Below are 17720 nucleotides of genomic sequence, written 5' to 3' on the forward strand. Positions count from 1 at the left end.
CGGCCCAGCCACCGCAAGCTGAGCGGCCTCTCCCGCCGTTTTGCAGGCATCGCCCACTGCCTTGCGATGGTGCGATCACCCACCTGTGGCTTCATAAAAGTGCAGCCGTTCGAACCCGTCGGGAAAAATCCTGAACCATCACCCACCCGGATTTTCACAATAAGTGAGGCCCCCGTCCGGTGTCGCGCTGGTGACTTGCCCGGCCCGGATCGAGGCTTGCTGTCCAACCCGAAAGAAAGGAGATTCAGCGATGAAAATCAATGAAGTCATGAGTCGGGAAGTACGCACCGTCTCCCCGGAGACTTCCTTGCGCGAAGTCGCGCAAATCATGCGCCAAGCCGACATCGGCGCGCTGATCATCAATCAGGACGACCGCATGGCCGGTATGATCACCGACCGTGACCTGGTGGTTCGAGCCATGGCAGATGGCATGGACATGAACACCCCGGTCAGTCGGATCATGAGCGATGAGGTGCGCTACTGCTTCGAAGACGAAGAGATCGACCATGTGGCCAAGAACATGGCCCAGATCGAAAAACGCCGCCTGCCGGTGGTCAATCGCGACAAGCGCCTGGTGGGCATGGTCTCGCTGGCCAACGTCGCCAGTTGCAATGCCGACAAGCTCAGCGCCAACCTGCTGCGTGGCGTGGCCCGGCCCCATTAAAACAACCCAGAAGTAAGCACGAGGCGGTTGTCCGGCATGCACTTTGCGCTGGGAGCAAGCCTGCTGACGATAGCGGTGGGTCAGCTTGAAGGGTTATCGGCGGTTCTGGTCACCATCGCCACGATACTGGCCAATAACTCTTCCTTCGCCTCGCCAGCGCTGATTTCACCAGTGGCGGCGGCATTGGACAATGCTTCCGCCGCTCCCAGCATCGCCCGCAAACCGGCCTGGGTGATGCCCTTCGTGCCAGCGAACGGCTCCAGCACCGCGCGGCACTTATCGAGAAAAATACCCTCGTATTCGCGCTTGATACGTTCCAGCTCCGGCGAACTGGTCAACGCCGCGATCACCCCGGGAATCTCTCGGCCCTGCAACAGCACGCACTCGACGTAGGAAGAAGCAATCACCGCCGCCCGGCTTTGCAGGGTCGCGTCGCTGGCGTCCAGGGCCGCGTCCATCAACGCGGTCTGGCGGGCGTCGAAATCCTGGTACAGCGCCGCCAGCAACCCGGACCGGGTGATGAAGTGGTCGTAGACGATGGGCTTGGTCACCCCCGCCTGGTCCGCCAACCGCGCCAGTGTCAGGGCTTCGCTGCCCTCCTCGCGTACCAGTCGCCAGGCGACATCCAGCAATTGGCGCTGCCGGTCATGCCGGGATAAACGACGACGAGGTGACGCCTGCGAATGTTCGTCAGTGCTTGACATGCTAACTTTACCAACCGTAACTTACTAAGCGTAACTTAAGCATACCTGTCATCAAGACCTCGTGACCAGAAGGAGTTTCGCCATGCATGCACTCATCGTTGTGGCTCACCACGATCCGCGCTCCCTCACCCACAGCCTGGCCGGAAAAATCGCCGAGGGCATCACCCGCGCCAACCCCGCCGATACGTTCGAAATCGCCGACCTGGCCGCCGAAGGCTTCGATCCGCGTTTCAGCTTTGCCGACCATGCCGTGCACCACCGCGAAGCCTTGCCGCCAGCGGATGTGCTGGCCGAGCAAGCCAGAATCGACCGTGCCGATGCGCTGGTGCTGGTCTATCCGATTTATTGGTGGTCGATGCCAGCGCTGCTCAAGGGCTGGATCGACCGGGTGTTTTCCAACGGCTGGGCCTTCGATTTCAGCCTCGACAAGCCGTTTGTCCAACAACTGCAGCACTTGCGGGTGCACCTGGTGGCGGTTGGTGGCGCCGATGCCGACAGTTTCCAGCGCCACGGCTACGGCGAGGCGATGACCACGCAGATCGACCATGGCATTTTCGATTACTGCGGCGCCCGGGTGGTCAGCTCCCAACGTTTGCTCGAATCGGAAACCGTCGATCCGCACCAGCATTTGCAGGCCGCCAGCGTTATCGGCCAGCGACTGTTCACGACGCTCGACGAGACCCCGCAGGCGCCAGTCGCCAGCGCCTGCGCTTGACCTCAGAGTGCCCGCCCCTGGGCAGCAGACAGTGTCGCGTCACGCGCATAGATATCCGGGATGTACAACGGCTGGCCCTGGCTGTCCGCTTGCGCTGTCCAGTACCCCAGCAGGATCGGCACGGGCCGGGACAACCGGAATTCATGGGTCGTCTCGGTGGCCAGCAGCGTATCGGTACGCGCGCGTTCGGCCGGGCTTACCAACAGGTCGCGCAAATGCATTACTTGCTCGATCCGCACGCAGCCTGAACTAAAGGCTCGCGGGCCTTTGCTGAACAGCGCCTGGCTCGGGGTGTCATGCAGGTACACCGAGAACGGATTGGGAAAGCGGATCGCCATTTTGCCCAACGGGTTCTTCGGACCTGGATCCTGGCGCAACATGAGATTGCCCGGGTGCTCCCAGTCGATATCCTCTGCCAGTAACGGCTGGCCTTCACTGTCGAGGATCCGCAGGTTGTAGCGGTTGAGAAACTCCGGATCGCGGCGGATCTCGGGCAGTTTGTCTTCGCGCATGATGGTTGGGGGAATGGTCCAGGTCGGGTTGAGCGTCAATCGAGTGACATGGGACTTGAGCAACGGTGTCTGCCGTTGCGCACGGCCCACCTGGGTGCGGGTTTGCCAGACCGGCGCGCCACCTTGGTAAACCGTCAGTTGGGCCGCCGCCACGTTGACCAGGACACTGTCGGCCTCCACGTCCTGGGCCAGCCAGCGCATGCGTTCCAGGTTGATGCGCAACTGCTCGCGGCGCATGGCCGGGCTGATGTTCAACTCGGTCACGGTCCACGGCCCCACCACCCCATCGGCCTGCAGCGAATGCTGGAGCTGGAAGCTCTTCATCGCTTCCACCAACACGGGACTGTAATGCTCGTCGTTCACCAGCGGCGGTGTACTCAAGTAGCCTTCGTTGAACAGCCGCTGGGCCAGGGCAGGGACGCGGGCGTCCTGCTTGTCCGGTTGCAGCAGCGGCCCGCCCGGTACGGGTTGCCAGTTGGATAAAGGTTGTTGCCGCAGGCGGGCATAGAGGCCGCGCAGGTTGCGATAAAGGTCCAGGTTCGGCCGGGCCTGCTCGAAGGCAGTGGCGACGTTTTGCAGGCCCAGCCCGGCGATGGCCAGCACCACGGCCTGGTGATCCTGTGGCGGCGGATTGACCTTCCATACCGGTTCCAGCCGGTCTTGGGGCAAATAGCCGAAACGCAGGTCATGCAAGGCTTGCAGGTAGCGCTGGCTGATGGCGATGTCGACACAATGAGCGCCCTGGTCTACCCCCTGGGTCGGCAGGCTATAGCGCGTTGGATCCAGGCCGTCGTCGGCCAGTTGTTGCAACTGGACCTGCAACGCCATCCGTCGTTCGTCGTCCGTCCAGGCTTGCTGGCCTGCGTTTTGCTGATAGAACGCTTGCAAATCGAGCAGCGTCGGAAAGTCGACACCCACCGCGACGTCCGGGCACGCGACCGCCAATTGCGCCAGTGTGGTCTGCACGAGCGCCGGATCGCTGTCTTCGGCTGTCGCGACCAATGGCGCAGTGAGCAATAAAAGGCTCAGGTAACATGCGGACTTTTTGAACAACTGCTTTACTCCACTCCATGGCCGTCTCGTTGACGGTGAATTTTGCGACAGGTACGACCCGCCATCATGCAAACAAACGAAATCGGACGGGATGCCACGAACGAACACCACGCTGGAAACGCTTCGCCTGTACAGGGCTTTTTGCGCCGATTCTGTCTGGTCATGCTGGGCCTGGGCGTCATTTGCAGCCCGGCACTGGCCGAAAAGAAGACGAATTCGCAAACACTCTACAACAGCCTCGCCCACGCAGCGCCGGAACTCAATCCCCTGGCACTCAAAAGTGCCTTGAGCGCCATGCAATGCGCAGTCGCCAATGGTGCCAGCCAGGCCCGCCACCTGGCGGTCATCGACTACTCGCAACCCTCCACGGCCCGTCGCCTGTGGATCTTCGACCTGCGTCAAAAGAAGCTGGTATTGCGTGACCTGGTGGCCCACGGGCAAAAGTCCGGGGAAAACTTCGCGACGCAATTCTCCAATCGCCTGGGCAGCTACCAATCCAGCCTGGGCCTGTTCCGCACCCAGGAAAGCTACCAGGGCACCCACGGCTATTCGCTGCGCATGGACGGCCTGGAGCCGGGTTTCAATGACCAGGCCCGCGATCGGGCCATCGTGATCCATGCCGCCGACTACGTGAACCCGTTGTGGAGCGTGCGCCAGGGCCGCATCGGGCGCAGCCAGGGTTGCCCTGCCGTACGCCCCCAGGTGGCACGCCAGGTGATCGACAAGCTCAAGGGCGGTCAATTCATGTTTTCCTGGTACCCGGACCCCAGTTGGCTCAAGCGTTCGGCGTACCTCAACTGCCAGCCGCAACAGGTTGCGAGCATTCTGGCTACCAGCGGCGGTTAGATGGCACCTTTGTGGCGAGGGGATTTATCCCCGTTGGGCTGCGAAGCAGCCCCAATGCAGCAGACTCCATCTTCCTGGCACACCGAGCTGGCAGATTTCAGGGCTGCTTCGCATCCCAACGGGGATAAATCCCCTCGCCACAGGTTAAGATGCCGGCCTTTCGAATCCCTGGCGTTGCCTGAATGAATTGCGTAGCCCTTCAAACCCTTCACGCCCATTTGCTGGCAGCCCTGGAGTCGGCGCCAGAAGAAACCCGGCGCCTGTTCCATGGCCGCGGGCGCTGCTGGCCGGGCCTGGAGCAAATCACTGTCGACTGGTTGCAAGGGGTGGTTCTGGTCTCGCTGTTCAAGGAACCGGAACCCACGCACCTGGACGATTTGATCGCGACACTGCTGGCGCTCGCTACGTCGCCGGCCTGGCAACACAGCAAGGCCCATACGCTGGCCGTACAGCACCGCTACCTGCCGCAAAGCCTCACCCAATGGCTGGTGGGCGAGCCCATTGACGAATGGACCCTGACCGAAGGCGGCCTGCGTTACCGGATCGATCTGGGCAAGAAGCAGAACAACGGCCTGTTCCTCGACATGCGTTATGGCCGCGACTGGGTGCGGGCCAATGCCAACGGCAAGCGAGTGTTGAACCTGTTCGCCTACACCTGCGGCTTCTCAGTGGCGGCCATCGCCGGCGGTGCGCGGCACGTGGTCAACCTGGACATGTCCCGTGCGGCCCTGAGTCGTGGCCGCGACAACCATCGCCTGAACGGCCATGACCTGGGCCAGGTGAGTTTCCTCGGCCACGATTTGTTCAAGTCCTGGGGCAAGGTGATCAACAGCGGGCCGTATGACCTGGTGATCATCGATCCACCTACGTTCCAGAAAGGCAGTTTCCTGCTGACCAAGGATTACCAGCGCGTCCTGCGCCGCCTGCCGGAACTGCTGACCGCCGACGGCACGGTCCTGGCCTGCAGCAACGACCCGGCCACCGGCCCGGACTTCCTCATCGACGGCGTCACCCGCGAAGCACCGGGCTTGATGTTCGAACAGCGGCTGGCGAATCCGCCGGAGTTTCCAGATGCCGACATGGCGTGTGGCCTGAAGGCGCTGGTGTTCAGGATGACGGCCTCTGGCGAGGGTGCCGGCCAGTAACCTCTATTGCGTGCGCAACGACCACCAAGGGCTGACCAGGCCTGTGGTGATCCGCTTGACCATCACTTCAACCTCCCGGCTCTTGACCGAACGATAGATGGCCATGGTGCGCCGTAACTGGTCTTCGCTGAGCGTCACCGGCTGGCCGGCGGCCCAATCCACATCCGCCACCGCCTCGAGCCTCACACGGTGCCAGACGATCCCTTCTGGCCCGGTGACTGACTCCAGGGCACTGGGCAGGTCGGCATCCGGGTGTGCCAGGTTATCCAGCAACACCTGGGGCCAATGGGAAGGGTCCACCGGCTCGCTGAAGGCATCCACCAGATCGTCTTCCACGGTGTCCCAGATCGCCAAGCCGTCGGACCACTCGCGGGACATCAACCCCAAGTAGGGACGCCAGGTCAGTTCGCCGACGCGGGGTATTTGATCGTTGCCGTTGAAGGAGTCCTGGGCGTCGCTGAGCCAGTTGATGAAGCCTTCCCGTGTCATGGCCGCCCGCAACTGCGAGACGTCGGGATAACGCCCCCTCAATACCCTGCCCCAATAGTCATGGTGACGCCCCAGGAAGCTCGCGAAAGGCACCCTTTGCGGCTCGAGGCGGGCACGTTGAACCGCCTGGAACATCAGGAAATGCGCCTCCAGTTCGGGGACGTCCGGCGGTTGCCTGTCCAGCACGCGTGCCTGCAAGCGTGTACGCAGTTGAGCCAGTTGTTGGTCGAAGTCCGCAACCCGCGCCGAGAGGTCGGCATAGATGTCCGGGAAACCGGTGTAGTACTGCAGGATGCTGGTCGCCCTTTGCCGATCACCGGCGGCCAACCCGCCCGGCGCATCGGCATCGGCGTCACGGATGAGGCCGGAGTACCAATCGATGAACCGCCGCCCGCCAGCATCGTCGCGGGCCACTTCCAACGCCCGCTGGAGCCCATCGGAGTTTTCCAGCCAGTCATCGACGGTGTAGCGAAAAGCCTGGGGGTCCATGGCCCGCAGGATTCGGATCTGGGCGCTGGGCAGTGGATTATCTTCGAGCCAAAGTCCAAGGGTATTCCCCGTTGGCATGCTGCCCAGCGCCGGGATCAAGTCACCCTGGATGTCGGTGATGCGATTGCCCTTGAGGTCGATGAAGATTGGCTCGGATGATGTTTTCGAGAGCAACCGCAATGCCAGCGCGGGAACGCGCTCAAGCCTGGCGTTGGCCAGCTCCAGCGCCTCCAAGGACACCAGTTCGGGGAGGTCCGGTAGATCGCGACAGTTGTTACCGCTCAGCCGTAAATCCCTGACGGTCGTGGCGCTACGCAGGAACGCACTGCCCTCCTCATCCAGGCGCAGGCCGCAGCGAGCCAGGTCCAGGGTGCGCAATCCCGGTAAAGCGGTGATGGCCTGCAATTCCTCGGGGGTGAAATGCAAGTTGTCGGACCATACCAGCTCCCGCAGCGAGGGCAATTCTGCCAAGCGACCGATGGCCACGGCTCGGTCGGCACCGGGTACGGTCCCGCCGCTCACCTCGGACAGGTTCAGCTCCTCCAGCCGGGGAGCGCGGTCGGCGCCCAGCAAGGGGGCGAAAGCATCCGCGTCCAGGTTGAGCGGATTCCTGCCCAATGACAGCTCCAGCAGGTTGCGAAACTCGCCGGCCGCCGCGGGCACGGTGGTGAAATTATTGCCGTGCAGGCGCAGCGTCTCGATATTGGGAAACAGCCGCAGGAAATCCGAGGGGTCTTCACTCAAGCCCATGTGCGCCAACATCAGCTCTTCGATATGGTCGAAACGCGCGCTGAGGGGCGGAAGCCGGCCGATGTCCCACCCCGATAGACGCAATATCAGCTCGCTATCTTCCCGGTCCGGATCGGGTTCACGTCGCCAGGCCCGGCGGATTTCCCTCGTCACCTCCCTGCGCACCGAAATCAGTTCATCACGGTTGTAACGGCCCTCGTTAGGGTGATGAAAGCCCTCCTCAACCTCCCATTGGCGCAGCCCTTCATCCAGGGTTGCCCATTCAGTCGTCAACCGGCCAACCAGGTCATCGAGACTGATGCCTTCTCGCTCGGCCTGCTCGGTCAAGCTGCGTTGCAACCCCTCGAAGGCGGCACCGGTATGGTGGGGATACAGCCGTTCAAGGCGCCCTTGCAGGGTGCCAAGCCAGCGCCGCAACGGCAGTCGGCCACGGCCGCTCATGGGATAACCAAAGTATCCGTTCAGCCACTGCGGCCCCTCATTCATGTTGTCGAAGCGCTTGAGTCGCAGGTACGGACGCAGACTCTGTCGATCGTCCAGGGCTTGCTCAAGAAGAGCCTCGCGCAGCTTGGCTGCGTCCCAGATATTCAGGCCCAAGGCATTGCGCGCTTCGTCCGGCATCGCCCTGAGCAATGCCTCTTCCAGGCTCGAAGGCCCGGCCAGTTCGTTATCCGCTTCGTCAAAGGGACGGTATTGGCCGTCCTCCTGGCGAATGACTTTCAACGGCCCTGCCTCTCCCACCGTGAGCGGGCCTTGCTGCTCGGGCGAGGACAGACGCAGGTGCAGCCGACCGTGTAATCGCGCCGTGTCGCCAAGCAACCCCATGACCATGGCGTCCCGGTCGGCGCTGCTTTCGCCGCGCTCCAGGGCACGCAAGGCGCGGGTCAGGCGCAACTCGCTCAGGGCTTCTACACATTGCTTGCCCAGGCGCCCGGTCACCCGACCTTCAAGCAGGCGCAGCCGGTCCTGGCCTCGAGCCTGGCTGGCCAGTTCGTTGGCCAAGGACTCCGGCAGGCCCGGGAAAGCACGCGCCACGGGAACGGCCTGCGGATCGAGCGCTGCGGGCCGGGCCAGTGCAGCGCTCACTTGCGTCCCATGGCGTTCCAGGTAGTCGAACCAGCGCCCGGCCAACAACCGGCTGTGCTCCACCGGGCGCAGGCCAAGGGGGCTTTGCCCCAGCAGCGCGCGCTGTTCATCCATGCTCAGCCCAGCCAGGATGCGACCCGCCCAGGCGTCTTGCTCCAGGTCTGCGTCGTGTACGTCAAGAACGCGCGTAGCGGCTGTGTCACCGCTGACGTGAACCTGCCCGCCGTCGTGATAACGCAGCCTCAGCTCGCTTGGCCAACCCGGCAAATCCCCAAGGGTGTGGGCGATTTGCACAGGCACATGCCCGGGCGCTTCATCACGCCGCAGACGGTCAATGGTCTGCCGCACCTTTTGCCAGTTGCGCGCTTCACTCAGGGCGTCGGCCAATAGCGCCGGCAGCGGCTGTCCTTCCACTTGCAGGTAACGCAGGTGCGCCTCACTGATGCCGGCCTGTCGCTGCAAGGCAAGGATCGTCTTGTCGTCCAGTTCGCCTGGCGTTTCGGCAAAGTCGCGCAGCAGTTCCAGGTTGCTGCGCTGCAATGGGTTGCGGTGCGCCCAGCGCCAGCCGCGAGCACGGCTCCATTCCAGCAGAGGCGTCACGCCTCGATGGCCGGCGGGCAGGCGCAAGCCCAAGGCATCGGCAGTCCCTTGCACTTCGAAGTAACGGCCCTCGACCTGTACCCACGCCTGGTCAGCCGTGCGCCAGACGCCCCAGGCGTCCTGTTCGGCCACCAAGGGGGGGCGCTGCCGGGCCTGGAACGGGGTGACATCGCCGTTCCACAGGCGTGTCGTACCGTCACTCAGCGGCATGGGTTCAACGGCCCCTCCGATAAACCCCAGGTAGGCGCCTTGAGCGATCCCAAACAAGACGTTGAAGATATGGTCGATGCCTTCCTGGGCGTGGCCTTCGTTGAATGCCTGGATACCTTCGAAGAACTCATACACCAGGCGTACCCCGCCCACCGCCGCTGCGGCCATGCCAATCGGTGCGCAAAACGGGATGAAACTGACGGCGAGCATCAGCGAACGCTCCGCGAGGCTTTCCCAATACTCCAAGCGTGCCAGCAGCGCCTGCCAGTCCTGGTCCTTGGTGGGGACCATCAGCGTCGCGGCATTGGCCAGGATATGGGTCCGCCATTCGTGATAGCGATCGTCCCATTGATTCTTGCGCACATCGCCAAGACTCCAGGGCACGTGGGGCGTCGGCACCCGGATACGCCTGGGGTCGCCATCCTCGCCCAGCTCCCCTTCTCGCCAGCCGGTCACACGCGCATGGATTTCCTGGAACAGATTGAGGTTGTCCTTTATCTCCCATTCCACCTGGTCATGCAGGGCATCGCCCAGTTGGGCTTGCAGGCGCAACGGGAGGTAACGCATCAGGCTCTGGCGATAACTGCGCTTGCGCAGCCGTTCGATCAGCTGTGCTGCCATGGCCTGTAGGCTGGGGAATTGCTTGACGGGCGCCACCACGTCATGGGGCAAGTGCAAGACCACCGGGCGTACGCCCTGGGCGTTCCCTGCCACCCCCCAGTAGACCCGAGCACCGAACAACGGCACAGACAGCACTTGCAGTGCCTTGATCTCGCAAGCCAGAGGCTCCACGGGCCGATCTTCGAGCTGCACACCGACATAGGCCAGCAAACGCTCACCGGTCTCATCCAGGCGCCCATCCAGTTTCGCCTCGTAGGCGTCGTAGGCCAGCTGACTGCGTGCATAGGCCTTGTAGGCCTTGGCAACGGCGGGAACCTCAGCGCCGATATGCGGCAGCCGCTGTTTGAGCAAACGCTGGTAAGCGCCACCCGCGTCCATGCTTCGACACAGAAGGGCGAAACTGGCCGGGGTCATGGGCAGCGGCAGGGTCGCTGACGGAGCGCCCCAGCGCTGGAACTCCCCGGGCTGGCCCTTGATGAACAGCTCGCCTTTCTTGTCGAACTCGCTGCCGACGGCGGCATCGGCGGGAGGGTAATTGCGCATGGCCGCTTCGACCACCGACAGCGAGGCGCCGAAGGCATAGCGCTTGACCCGTGCCCGACGTACCGCCTCCACGACGCCGCCCTTGCCCTTCACCGGTCCCCAGGCCTGCACGGGCGGCTGAGCCAGCAGCAGGTCTCGCGTAAAGGTATCGGGGGGCGGCAAATCGACCATCAGCGCATTGAGGGTGTCGCTGTCGCGCTGCAATTGCTGGGTCAGGACCTTGAAACGCTTCTGACGGGCTCGCGAGGCGCGTTTCAACCAGATGGGCAGCCTGGCGTGGATGAACTCGACATGGGTCTGGAGCGTGGACATGTTGGACCTCCTTCCTTGGGGGCGATTGAATGCGTTGAGGTGGCCGATGCTCTCCAAACTGATTTTTTTTTGAAACCGCGCAACCGTTGCAAGGGGTTGCGGGCGTCGAGAGATCACTTGACCCGTGTCATGCACACCCCCCCTGTGGCGAGGGAGCTTGCTCCCGCTGGGCTGCGAAGCAGCCCCGGCTCAAGGCCCGCTCAATCAACCTGATTCACCGCGTCGCCAGGTTTCAGGGCCGCTTCGCGCCCCAGCGGGAGCAAGCTCACTCGCCACAATGGTTCTTTCCGATCCCTCAGACCACCAACGTCGCCCATGCCGACACCAGCAGCAACACCGCCATGGTCCGATTGAACCGGCCCATGGCTACGGCGGAACGGCAGAACCTGGCCGCGCCGAGGCCCAGATAGGCCCACACGGTCATGCACGGAATGGAAATCGCGAAAAACGCCAGGGACAGCCAGAGCACCCGCACGGTACGGTCAGCCTCGGCGCCGGCAAACACGCTGACCACCGCCAGCGCCATCATCCAGGTCTTGGGATTCACCAACTGCAACCCGGCCGCTCCCGCCAGGCCCAGTCGCGGGCCTTCGGCGGGACGGTCCGGGTCAATGGCCTGGGCCGGGGCGCTGAAAATCTGCCAGGCCATCCAGCTCAACCAGGCAATGCCGGCCCATGAGAGCAATGTTTGAATCGTGGCATGACGCGCCAGCACATCCCCCAATCCGGTGCCGACCAGGAGCACCAACAAGGCTGCCGCCGCGCACGCGCCGAGGATGATCGGCAAGGTGGTGGCCAGGCCGAAACGCGAGCTATGGCTCAGCACCAGGATATTGGTCGGGCCCGGGGTGATGGAGGCGACAAAGGCGAACAAGGCAAACGGCAGCAACTGGTCCATGGAGCAACTTCTCGGTGAATGATCGATCGCTTGATCATCCCCATGAAGCCATGGTCAGTCTGGAACAATTGAGCAGCGCTTGCGGTAGTCCGCCGGACTCAGGCGATAGGCGCGCTGGAACCAGCGGCCCAAGTGACTTTGATCGGCAAAACCGAGCATGGCCGCCACTGCCACGGCACTCTCGCCACGCGCCAGCTGGCGCCGGGCGCGGGCCAGGCGCAACTGGATCAGATAAGCATGGGGCGCCAGGCCGAATGCCGCCTTGAACGCACGGGTCAGGCGGAAACGATCCACGCCGGTGACCTGCGCCAAGTCATCCAGCCCGATGTCTTCGCTCAGGTGACTGTGCAGATAATCCCGGGCCTGCTGCGCCACCAATGGCAGCCGCGGATCCGGGTTGATCCGCGCCCGCCAGTGCAGGTGTTGGGTCAGGTTGGCCAACAGCGTATCGAGGGCCGTCTGGCGCACGATGCGGATCTCCTGCTCGTGCAGGCTCTGGAAGGCCATGGCCGTGGCACTCGCCAGCCGCGCATCGTCCGTCAGGGTGGCGGCAAACCCCAACTGGGCGTTGTCCGGCGCCACGTCGAACAAGGAACGCAATTCGCGCTCCAGCCATTGAGGCTCCAGGTACAACGTGCGGTAGGTAAACCCGTGGTCGTGGGGGGCATTGCCGTCATGCAGCTCGCCGGGCTCGAGCAGGAACACTTTGCCCGGCGTACTGTTGTGCTGCTGGCGGCGGCAATGAAACTGCTGCACGCCCTGCTCGGTCACGCCCACCAGATAGGTGTCATGCCAGTGGGGATCATAGGCATGCCCCTCGAAATGCGCGCGCACGGTCTCGATACCGGACGTGGCGTCCTGCTTGAGATCGATCCAGTTGCGCGCTGTCATGCCCTGTCCCGCTTGGTGAATGTGCTCTTGGCAGATTAACGGCCGATGAGGAGAGTGTCTGGAAGATTTGTGCAAACCTTGTGGCGTTCGGGTCTGCTCACGATGGTGTTCGGTCTGTAGATGCATCTGTAACTGACCCACCGCTATCACGAGCAAGCTCCCACAGGTTTATAGCCGCCTCAGGAATCCGGAGTAATCACCGGCAACACCGTCTCCACCGCCAAGCGAGCCAATTCAGCATCCTGCTCAGCCTTGACCCCAGAAACCCCGATGGCACCGATGCACTGGCCGTCATGATGAATGCACACCCCACCTTCAAGCATGCCCTGCAAGTGCGGAGCGCTGAGAAACGCGTAGCGACCACCATTGATCATGTCTTCGAAAACCTTGCTATCACGCCGCCCCATGGCGGCCGTGCGGGCTTTTTCGGTAGCGATATAGGCCGACAACGGCGAGGCATCGTCCAGGCGCAGCAGCCCCAGCGGATGGCCTCCGTCGTCTACCACACAGATCGACACCGCCCACTCCCGCTGGTGCGCCAGATCTTTGGCCGCTACCAGCAACATGGCAACGTCTTGTTCAGTGAGTGCCGCTTTGGTTTTCATGGATCACTCCGTGTTGTGCCACAGCAGGCTCGCGAGACAAACAGGCGCCCGCCCAGCAAGCCGAGGAATATTTCCTTCTGCGAACCATAGCGCACATCCAGCGGCTCATTGAAGCCCGGCCCCGGTGGCTTACTGCGGGTGACGCAAACATCCATTTTCGCCACAATGGATCCACCAGAATAACCAATTGTCCGTAAACACAGCAAAAACGTTGACAACTAAATTAGTTAAGAGAGTTAATGGATCCACAGACAAGAACAACATCCGCCTGGAGATCCCTTATGTACCCCAAAAATGCCTGGTACGTTGCCTGCACCCCCGATGAAATCGCCGACAAACCCCTGGGTCGCCAGATCTGTGGTGAGAAAATGGTTTTTTACCGGGGGCATGAAGGCAAGGTCGCGGCGGTGGAAGACTTCTGCCCCCATCGCGGCGCCCCGCTCTCCTTGGGTTATGTCGAAAACGGCAACCTGGTGTGCGGCTATCACGGCTTGGTGATGGGTTGCGACGGCAAGACCGTCGAGATGCCGGGGCAACGGGTACGAGGCTTCCCCTGCAACAAGACTTTCGCAGTACAGGAACGGCATGGGTTCATCTGGGTCTGGCCCGGAGACCAGGCGCAGGCCGACCCGGCGCTGATCCATCATCTGGAATGGGCTGAAAGCGATGAATGGGCCTACGGTGGCGGCCTGTTCCATATCCAGTGCGACTATCGCCTGATGATCGACAACCTGATGGACCTGACCCACGAAACCTACGTCCACGCCTCGAGCATCGGCCAGAAGGAAATCGACGAGGCGCCGCCAGTGACCACGGTCGATGGCGATGAAGTGGTCACCGCCCGGCACATGGAAAACATCATGGCCCCGCCGTTCTGGCGCATGGCCTTGCGCGGCAACAATCTGGCCGATGACGTGCCGGTGGATCGCTGGCAGATCTGCCGTTTCACCCCGCCCAGCCATGTGCTGATCGAAGTCGGCGTGGCCCATGCCGGCAACGGCGGTTATCACGCCGCGCCGCAATTCAAGGCGTCGAGCATCGTGGTGGATTTCATTACGCCGGAAACCGAGACGTCGATCTGGTACTTCTGGGGCATGGCCCGGCACTTCCAGCCGCAGGATGAAGTCCTCACCGCGTCCATTCGCGAAGGCCAAGGCAAGATTTTCAGCGAAGACCTGGAAATGCTCGAACGCCAACAGCGCAACCTGCTGGACCATCCGCAACGCAACTTGCTCAAGCTCAACATCGACGCGGGCGGCGTACAGTCCCGCCGGGTGCTGGAGCGCTGGATCGCACGGGAACGGGAAGCACAGGCCGGGTTGATCGCCAGCAGCCATCAACCACAACAGGTGGAGCAACGGCCATGATCGAAGTCCAGGTCGCGGCGCGACACAACGAAGCCCTCGATATCTGCAGCTACGAATTGACACGTGTCGATGGCGAGCCGCTGCCGGCCTTCACCGCCGGCGCCCATATCGATGTGCACTTGCCCGGCGGCCTGATCCGCCAGTACTCGCTGTGCAACCATCCCCAGGAGCGGCACCACTACCTCATCGGCGTGCTCAAGGATCCTGCGTCCCGCGGTGGTTCGCGCAGCCTGCATGAGTTGATCCAGCCAGGCATGCGTTTGCACATCAGCGAGCCGCGCAACCTGTTCGCTCTCGCCCCGCAAGCCCGGCGCAGCCTGCTGTTTGCCGGCGGCATCGGCATTACGCCGATCCTGTGCATGGCCGAGCACCTGGCCCAGAGCGGTGCCGCGTTCGAGCTGCATTACTGCGCCCGCGCCCGGGACCGCGCGGCCTTTGTCGAGCGCCTGCGCCACGCGCCTTATGCCGACCGGGTCTTCCTGCATTTCGATGAAGAACCGGAAACCCTGCTGGACGCCGCCAGGGTGCTGGCCGCGCCGAGTGACGATGTGCACCTCTACGTCTGCGGCCCCGGCGGGTTCATGCAACACGTCCTCGACACCGCCAAAAGCCAGGGCTGGCAGGAAGCCTGCCTGCACCGCGAATACTTTGCCGCCGCCCCTACCGACACCCGTGCCGATGGCAGTTTTTCGGTCAAGCTGGCCCGCAGCGGCCAAGTGTTCGACGTGCCGGCGGGCTGCAGTGTGGTGCAGGCGCTGGAGCGCCATGGCATCGAGATCCCGATCTCGTGCGAACAAGGGGTCTGCGGCACCTGCCTGACCCGCGTGCTGGAAGGTGTACCCGAGCATCGGGACATGTTCCTGACCGAGGCTGAACAGGCCTGCAACGACCAGTTCACGCCGTGCTGCTCCAGGTCGAAAACCCCGGTGCTGGTGTTGGATCTCTGACAACCACCGGAAAACAGGCACCCAAATCCCGTGGCGAGGGAGCTTGCTCCCGCTCGGCTGCGCAGCACTCGCAATCCAGACAATGCGATTTACCTGAACGATATAGGGCCTGCTTCGCAGGCCAGCGGGAGCAAGCTCCCTCGCCACAGGGGGATGCGTGCTGGCTACACAAATACAGCAGTCATCCGGGCTGTTCACTCCGAACGCAGAATCACCGTCATCCGCTCGTCAGCCAGTGTCGAGCCGAACACTTCGGCGTAGCGCAGGGTCGCGTTGGCATGCTCGCGCATGATTGCCTCGGCGCGGCCGCTCTGGCGGTTGATCAAGGCGTCGAACACCGAATGGTGTTGCATATGGGCATAGTTGAAGCGGCGAAATTCGCCGGCCATGTTCTGGCGATCCACCGCCAGGGCGGTGACTGAGGCGAATGGCAGATGATCGTTGCGGGCCAGGGCATCGGCAATCGCCGGGTTGTGGCTGCCTTCGACGATCACCTGGTGAAAGCGCATGTTGAGGTCGTGATAGACCTCCAGGTCGTCCTCGGTCACATAACCCTTGGCGAACAGTTCATCGCCCTGCGCCAGGCATTGCTCGAGTATCGCACGGGCCTCTTCAGATAAACCGTGCTCGGCCGTCTGCCGTGCCGCCAGGCCCTCCAGTACGCCACGCACCTCCACGGCCCCGGCGATCTGTTCGGCACTGACCGAACGCACCTGGAAGCCTCTTCCGCCGAAGCGCACCAGCAACCCTTCCTGCTCCAGGGTGCGGAACGCCATGCGCACCGGCATGCGCGATACGCCGAACAACTCGGCCGTGGGTATTTCCATCAGACGCTCGCCAGCGGCCAACTCGCCCGAGGCGATCATCTTGCGCAGCGCAACCAGCACCGTTTGGCCGGGCTTACTCATCCAGGCGATTCCACAGAAAAGAAGCCGTCATAGTAGAAGGCTTGGCGCAGCGTGTCACGGCAAGGCAGTGGCAGCCAGGCTGGCCGCCACAGCGCGTTGTTCAAATCCCTGCCAACTCGCGCAACTGCGCCAGGGTCTGTTCGTCCAAGCTGATCCCATGCTCATTGGATTTGCTGCGTTCGCGATGGCGACGGTCTCCCGGCAGGCGCCGCAACCCGACGCCATGCATCTGCCTGACCAGCTCCTGGCTGCGCTCGGCGAAGTTTTGCCCGGCGGTCTTGCTCGGGTCGATCACGATCAACAACTGACCGGTCCACGGGGTCTTGGCACCCGGATGGTTGTGCCAGTCGAACTCGAAGGAAAAATTGCCGCCAGTCAGGGCTGCCGCCAGCAACTCGACCATCATCGACAGCGCCGAGCCCTTGTGCCCGCCAAAAGGCAAGAGCGCTCCACCTTCGAGAATCGCCTTGGGGTCGCGGGTCGGCTGGCCGAGGCTGTCCACGCCCATTCCTGGTGGCAACAACTCGCCCTTGCGTGCAGCAATCTGTACGTCGCCGTGGGCAATGGCGCTGGTGGCGAGGTCGAAGACAATCGGCTCACCGTCAGCCCGTGGTGCGGCGAAGGCAATGGGGTTGGTGCCGAACAATGGGCGGTCCGCGCCATGGGGCACTACACACGTCATGCTGTTGACCACACTCAACGCCACCAGGCCTTCATAAGCGAACGGCTCGACATCCGGCCAGAGGGCAGCAAAGTGATGGGAGTTGCGAATGGCCAGGACGGCGATACCGGCACTGCGGGCCTTCGCCACCAGCAATGGACGCGCTGCGGCCAGGGCAGGCTGGGCAAACCCGTTGCAGGCGTCCACCGCGACAAACCCTGAAGCGACGTCCTCGACCCTCGGCACGGCCTTGCCGTTGACCCAACCGCTGGCAAGTGTCGAGACATAACCGGGAATGCGAAACACCCCATGGCTGTGGGCGCCGTCGCGCTCGGCCCCGGCGCAGTTTTCAGCCAGGCACCGAGCGACTTCGGTCGACGTGCCATGACGCAGGAAAATGTTCTCCAGCAAGCTCACCAGAGCATCGAAAGACAAGGTGCAAGAAGCGGCATGATCGGATGGCACAGACATCTGAAGCTCCAGAATGATTGTTGGAGGTAGCAACAGCGTAAAGGGACCCGCCGGGTGATTAAACACCGGTTCAGGCGCGCACTGTCAATCCTTGTCCACGGCATCTGTCCGGCCTGGCAGGTCGAAAACCAGCATGCGGTAACTATGTACCACCTTGGCTCATTCATCGTTGCCTAGTCTGGCGGCTTCCTCCACGTTCGCGCCGCTTTGAGGCGCCCCGATCGAGAAGCAAC

The 17720-nt window shown here is 62.8% G+C and carries 14 protein-coding genes; 6 read left to right on the forward strand and 8 right to left on the reverse strand.

The features are described 5' to 3' along the window. Positions 1–250 precede the first annotated feature (250 nt). Positions 251–664, forward strand: coding sequence for a CBS domain-containing protein (locus BT116_RS17485; protein ID WP_072345929.1), 414 nt, complete (start codon positions 251–253; stop codon positions 662–664). 80 nt (positions 665–744) lie between these two features. Here BT116_RS17485 and BT116_RS17490 read toward each other — a convergent pair whose 3' ends face one another. After that, positions 745–1368 carry a TetR/AcrR family transcriptional regulator gene (locus BT116_RS17490; protein ID WP_072345931.1) on the reverse strand — a complete coding sequence of 208 codons (624 nt, stop codon included), beginning with the start codon at positions 1366–1368 and terminating at the stop codon, positions 745–747. 82 nt (positions 1369–1450) lie between these two features. Between BT116_RS17490 and BT116_RS17495 the strand changes: the two genes are divergently transcribed. Then, a complete protein-coding gene (locus BT116_RS17495; protein WP_072345933.1) occupies positions 1451–2083 on the forward strand; it encodes an NAD(P)H-dependent oxidoreductase in 633 nt (210 codons plus the stop codon). 2 nt (positions 2084–2085) lie between these two features. On the opposite strand, the gene BT116_RS17500 is transcribed toward BT116_RS17495, so the two are convergent. Further along, positions 2086–3648, reverse strand: coding sequence for a L,D-transpeptidase family protein (locus tag BT116_RS17500; protein WP_072345935.1), 1563 nt, complete (start codon positions 3646–3648; stop codon positions 2086–2088). 162 nt (positions 3649–3810) lie between these two features. Here BT116_RS17500 and BT116_RS17505 point away from each other — a divergent pair, with 162 nt between their 5' ends. Continuing rightward, positions 3811–4494, forward strand: coding sequence for a murein L,D-transpeptidase catalytic domain family protein (locus BT116_RS17505; protein ID WP_072346052.1), 684 nt, complete (start codon positions 3811–3813; stop codon positions 4492–4494). A 182-nt stretch (positions 4495–4676) separates the two neighbouring features. Continuing rightward, positions 4677–5639, forward strand: a complete 963-nt coding sequence (locus BT116_RS17510; protein ID WP_072345937.1) for a class I SAM-dependent methyltransferase — start codon at positions 4677–4679, stop codon at positions 5637–5639. Positions 5640–5642: 3 nt separating this feature from the next. Here the strand turns inward: BT116_RS17510 and BT116_RS17515 are convergent, their stop codons facing one another. From BT116_RS17515 to BT116_RS17530, 4 genes are all read right to left on the reverse strand, one after another. Next, positions 5643–10739 (reverse strand): dermonecrotic toxin domain-containing protein, encoded by a 5097-nt coding sequence (locus tag BT116_RS17515; RefSeq protein WP_072345939.1) that lies wholly within the window; start codon positions 10737–10739, stop codon positions 5643–5645. Positions 10740–11034: 295 nt separating this feature from the next. Next, positions 11035–11637: a LysE family translocator gene (locus tag BT116_RS17520; protein ID WP_072345941.1), complete on the reverse strand. Its 603-nt coding sequence runs from the start codon at positions 11635–11637 to the stop codon at positions 11035–11037. A gap of 54 nt (positions 11638–11691) precedes the next feature. Then, positions 11692–12528, reverse strand: coding sequence for an AraC family transcriptional regulator (locus tag BT116_RS17525; protein WP_072345943.1), 837 nt, complete (start codon positions 12526–12528; stop codon positions 11692–11694). A gap of 179 nt (positions 12529–12707) precedes the next feature. Next, entirely contained in the window at positions 12708–13133 is a 426-nt protein-coding gene (locus tag BT116_RS17530; protein WP_072345945.1) for a heme-binding protein, read from the reverse strand. Between the two features lie 281 nt (positions 13134–13414). Between BT116_RS17530 and BT116_RS17535 the strand changes: the two genes are divergently transcribed. Both BT116_RS17535 and BT116_RS17540 read left to right on the forward strand, forming a co-directional pair. After that, positions 13415–14500: an aromatic ring-hydroxylating oxygenase subunit alpha gene (locus BT116_RS17535; RefSeq protein ID WP_072345947.1), complete on the forward strand. Its 1086-nt coding sequence runs from the start codon at positions 13415–13417 to the stop codon at positions 14498–14500. After that, complete coding sequence (locus tag BT116_RS17540; RefSeq protein WP_072345949.1) at positions 14497–15447, forward strand: PDR/VanB family oxidoreductase; 951 nt, start codon at positions 14497–14499, stop codon at positions 15445–15447. Before BT116_RS17535 ends, BT116_RS17540 begins: the two co-directional genes overlap by 4 nt. 194 nt (positions 15448–15641) lie before the next feature. Here the strand turns inward: BT116_RS17540 and BT116_RS17545 are convergent, their stop codons facing one another. Then, positions 15642–16355, reverse strand: coding sequence for a GntR family transcriptional regulator (locus BT116_RS17545; protein WP_063321180.1), 714 nt, complete (start codon positions 16353–16355; stop codon positions 15642–15644). Between the two features lie 100 nt (positions 16356–16455). Beyond that, on the reverse strand, positions 16456–17487 hold the full coding sequence (locus BT116_RS17550; RefSeq protein ID WP_072345951.1) for an Ldh family oxidoreductase: 1032 nt from the start codon (positions 17485–17487) through the stop codon (positions 16456–16458). Positions 17488–17720 lie beyond the last annotated feature (233 nt).

The organism is Pseudomonas sp. NFACC16-2 (genome assembly GCF_900119205.1).
GTDB classification, from domain to species: domain Bacteria; phylum Pseudomonadota; class Gammaproteobacteria; order Pseudomonadales; family Pseudomonadaceae; genus Aquipseudomonas; species Aquipseudomonas fluorescens_Q.

Excerpts from the sequence above, each read along its gene's own strand:
- BT116_RS17510 (WP_072345937.1), top strand. The coding sequence starts at position 4,677 with ATGAATTGCGTAGCCCTTCAAACCCTTCACGCCCATTTGCTGGCAGCC.
- BT116_RS17535 (WP_072345947.1), top strand. The coding sequence starts at position 13,415 with ATGTACCCCAAAAATGCCTGGTACGTTGCCTGCACCCCCGATGAAATC.
- BT116_RS17550 (WP_072345951.1), bottom strand. The coding sequence starts at position 17,487 with ATGTCTGTGCCATCCGATCATGCCGCTTCTTGCACCTTGTCTTTCGAT.
- BT116_RS17525 (WP_072345943.1), bottom strand. The coding sequence starts at position 12,528 with ATGACAGCGCGCAACTGGATCGATCTCAAGCAGGACGCCACGTCCGGT.
- BT116_RS17530 (WP_072345945.1), bottom strand. The coding sequence starts at position 13,133 with ATGAAAACCAAAGCGGCACTCACTGAACAAGACGTTGCCATGTTGCTG.
- BT116_RS17495 (WP_072345933.1), top strand. The coding sequence starts at position 1,451 with ATGCATGCACTCATCGTTGTGGCTCACCACGATCCGCGCTCCCTCACC.
- BT116_RS17485 (WP_072345929.1), top strand. The coding sequence starts at position 251 with ATGAAAATCAATGAAGTCATGAGTCGGGAAGTACGCACCGTCTCCCCG.
- BT116_RS17505 (WP_072346052.1), top strand. The coding sequence starts at position 3,811 with ATGCTGGGCCTGGGCGTCATTTGCAGCCCGGCACTGGCCGAAAAGAAG.
- BT116_RS17490 (WP_072345931.1), bottom strand. The coding sequence starts at position 1,368 with ATGTCAAGCACTGACGAACATTCGCAGGCGTCACCTCGTCGTCGTTTA.
- BT116_RS17545 (WP_063321180.1), bottom strand. The coding sequence starts at position 16,355 with ATGAGTAAGCCCGGCCAAACGGTGCTGGTTGCGCTGCGCAAGATGATC.
- BT116_RS17540 (WP_072345949.1), top strand. The coding sequence starts at position 14,497 with ATGATCGAAGTCCAGGTCGCGGCGCGACACAACGAAGCCCTCGATATC.
- BT116_RS17520 (WP_072345941.1), bottom strand. The coding sequence starts at position 11,637 with ATGGACCAGTTGCTGCCGTTTGCCTTGTTCGCCTTTGTCGCCTCCATC.
- BT116_RS17515 (WP_072345939.1), bottom strand. The coding sequence starts at position 10,739 with ATGTCCACGCTCCAGACCCATGTCGAGTTCATCCACGCCAGGCTGCCC.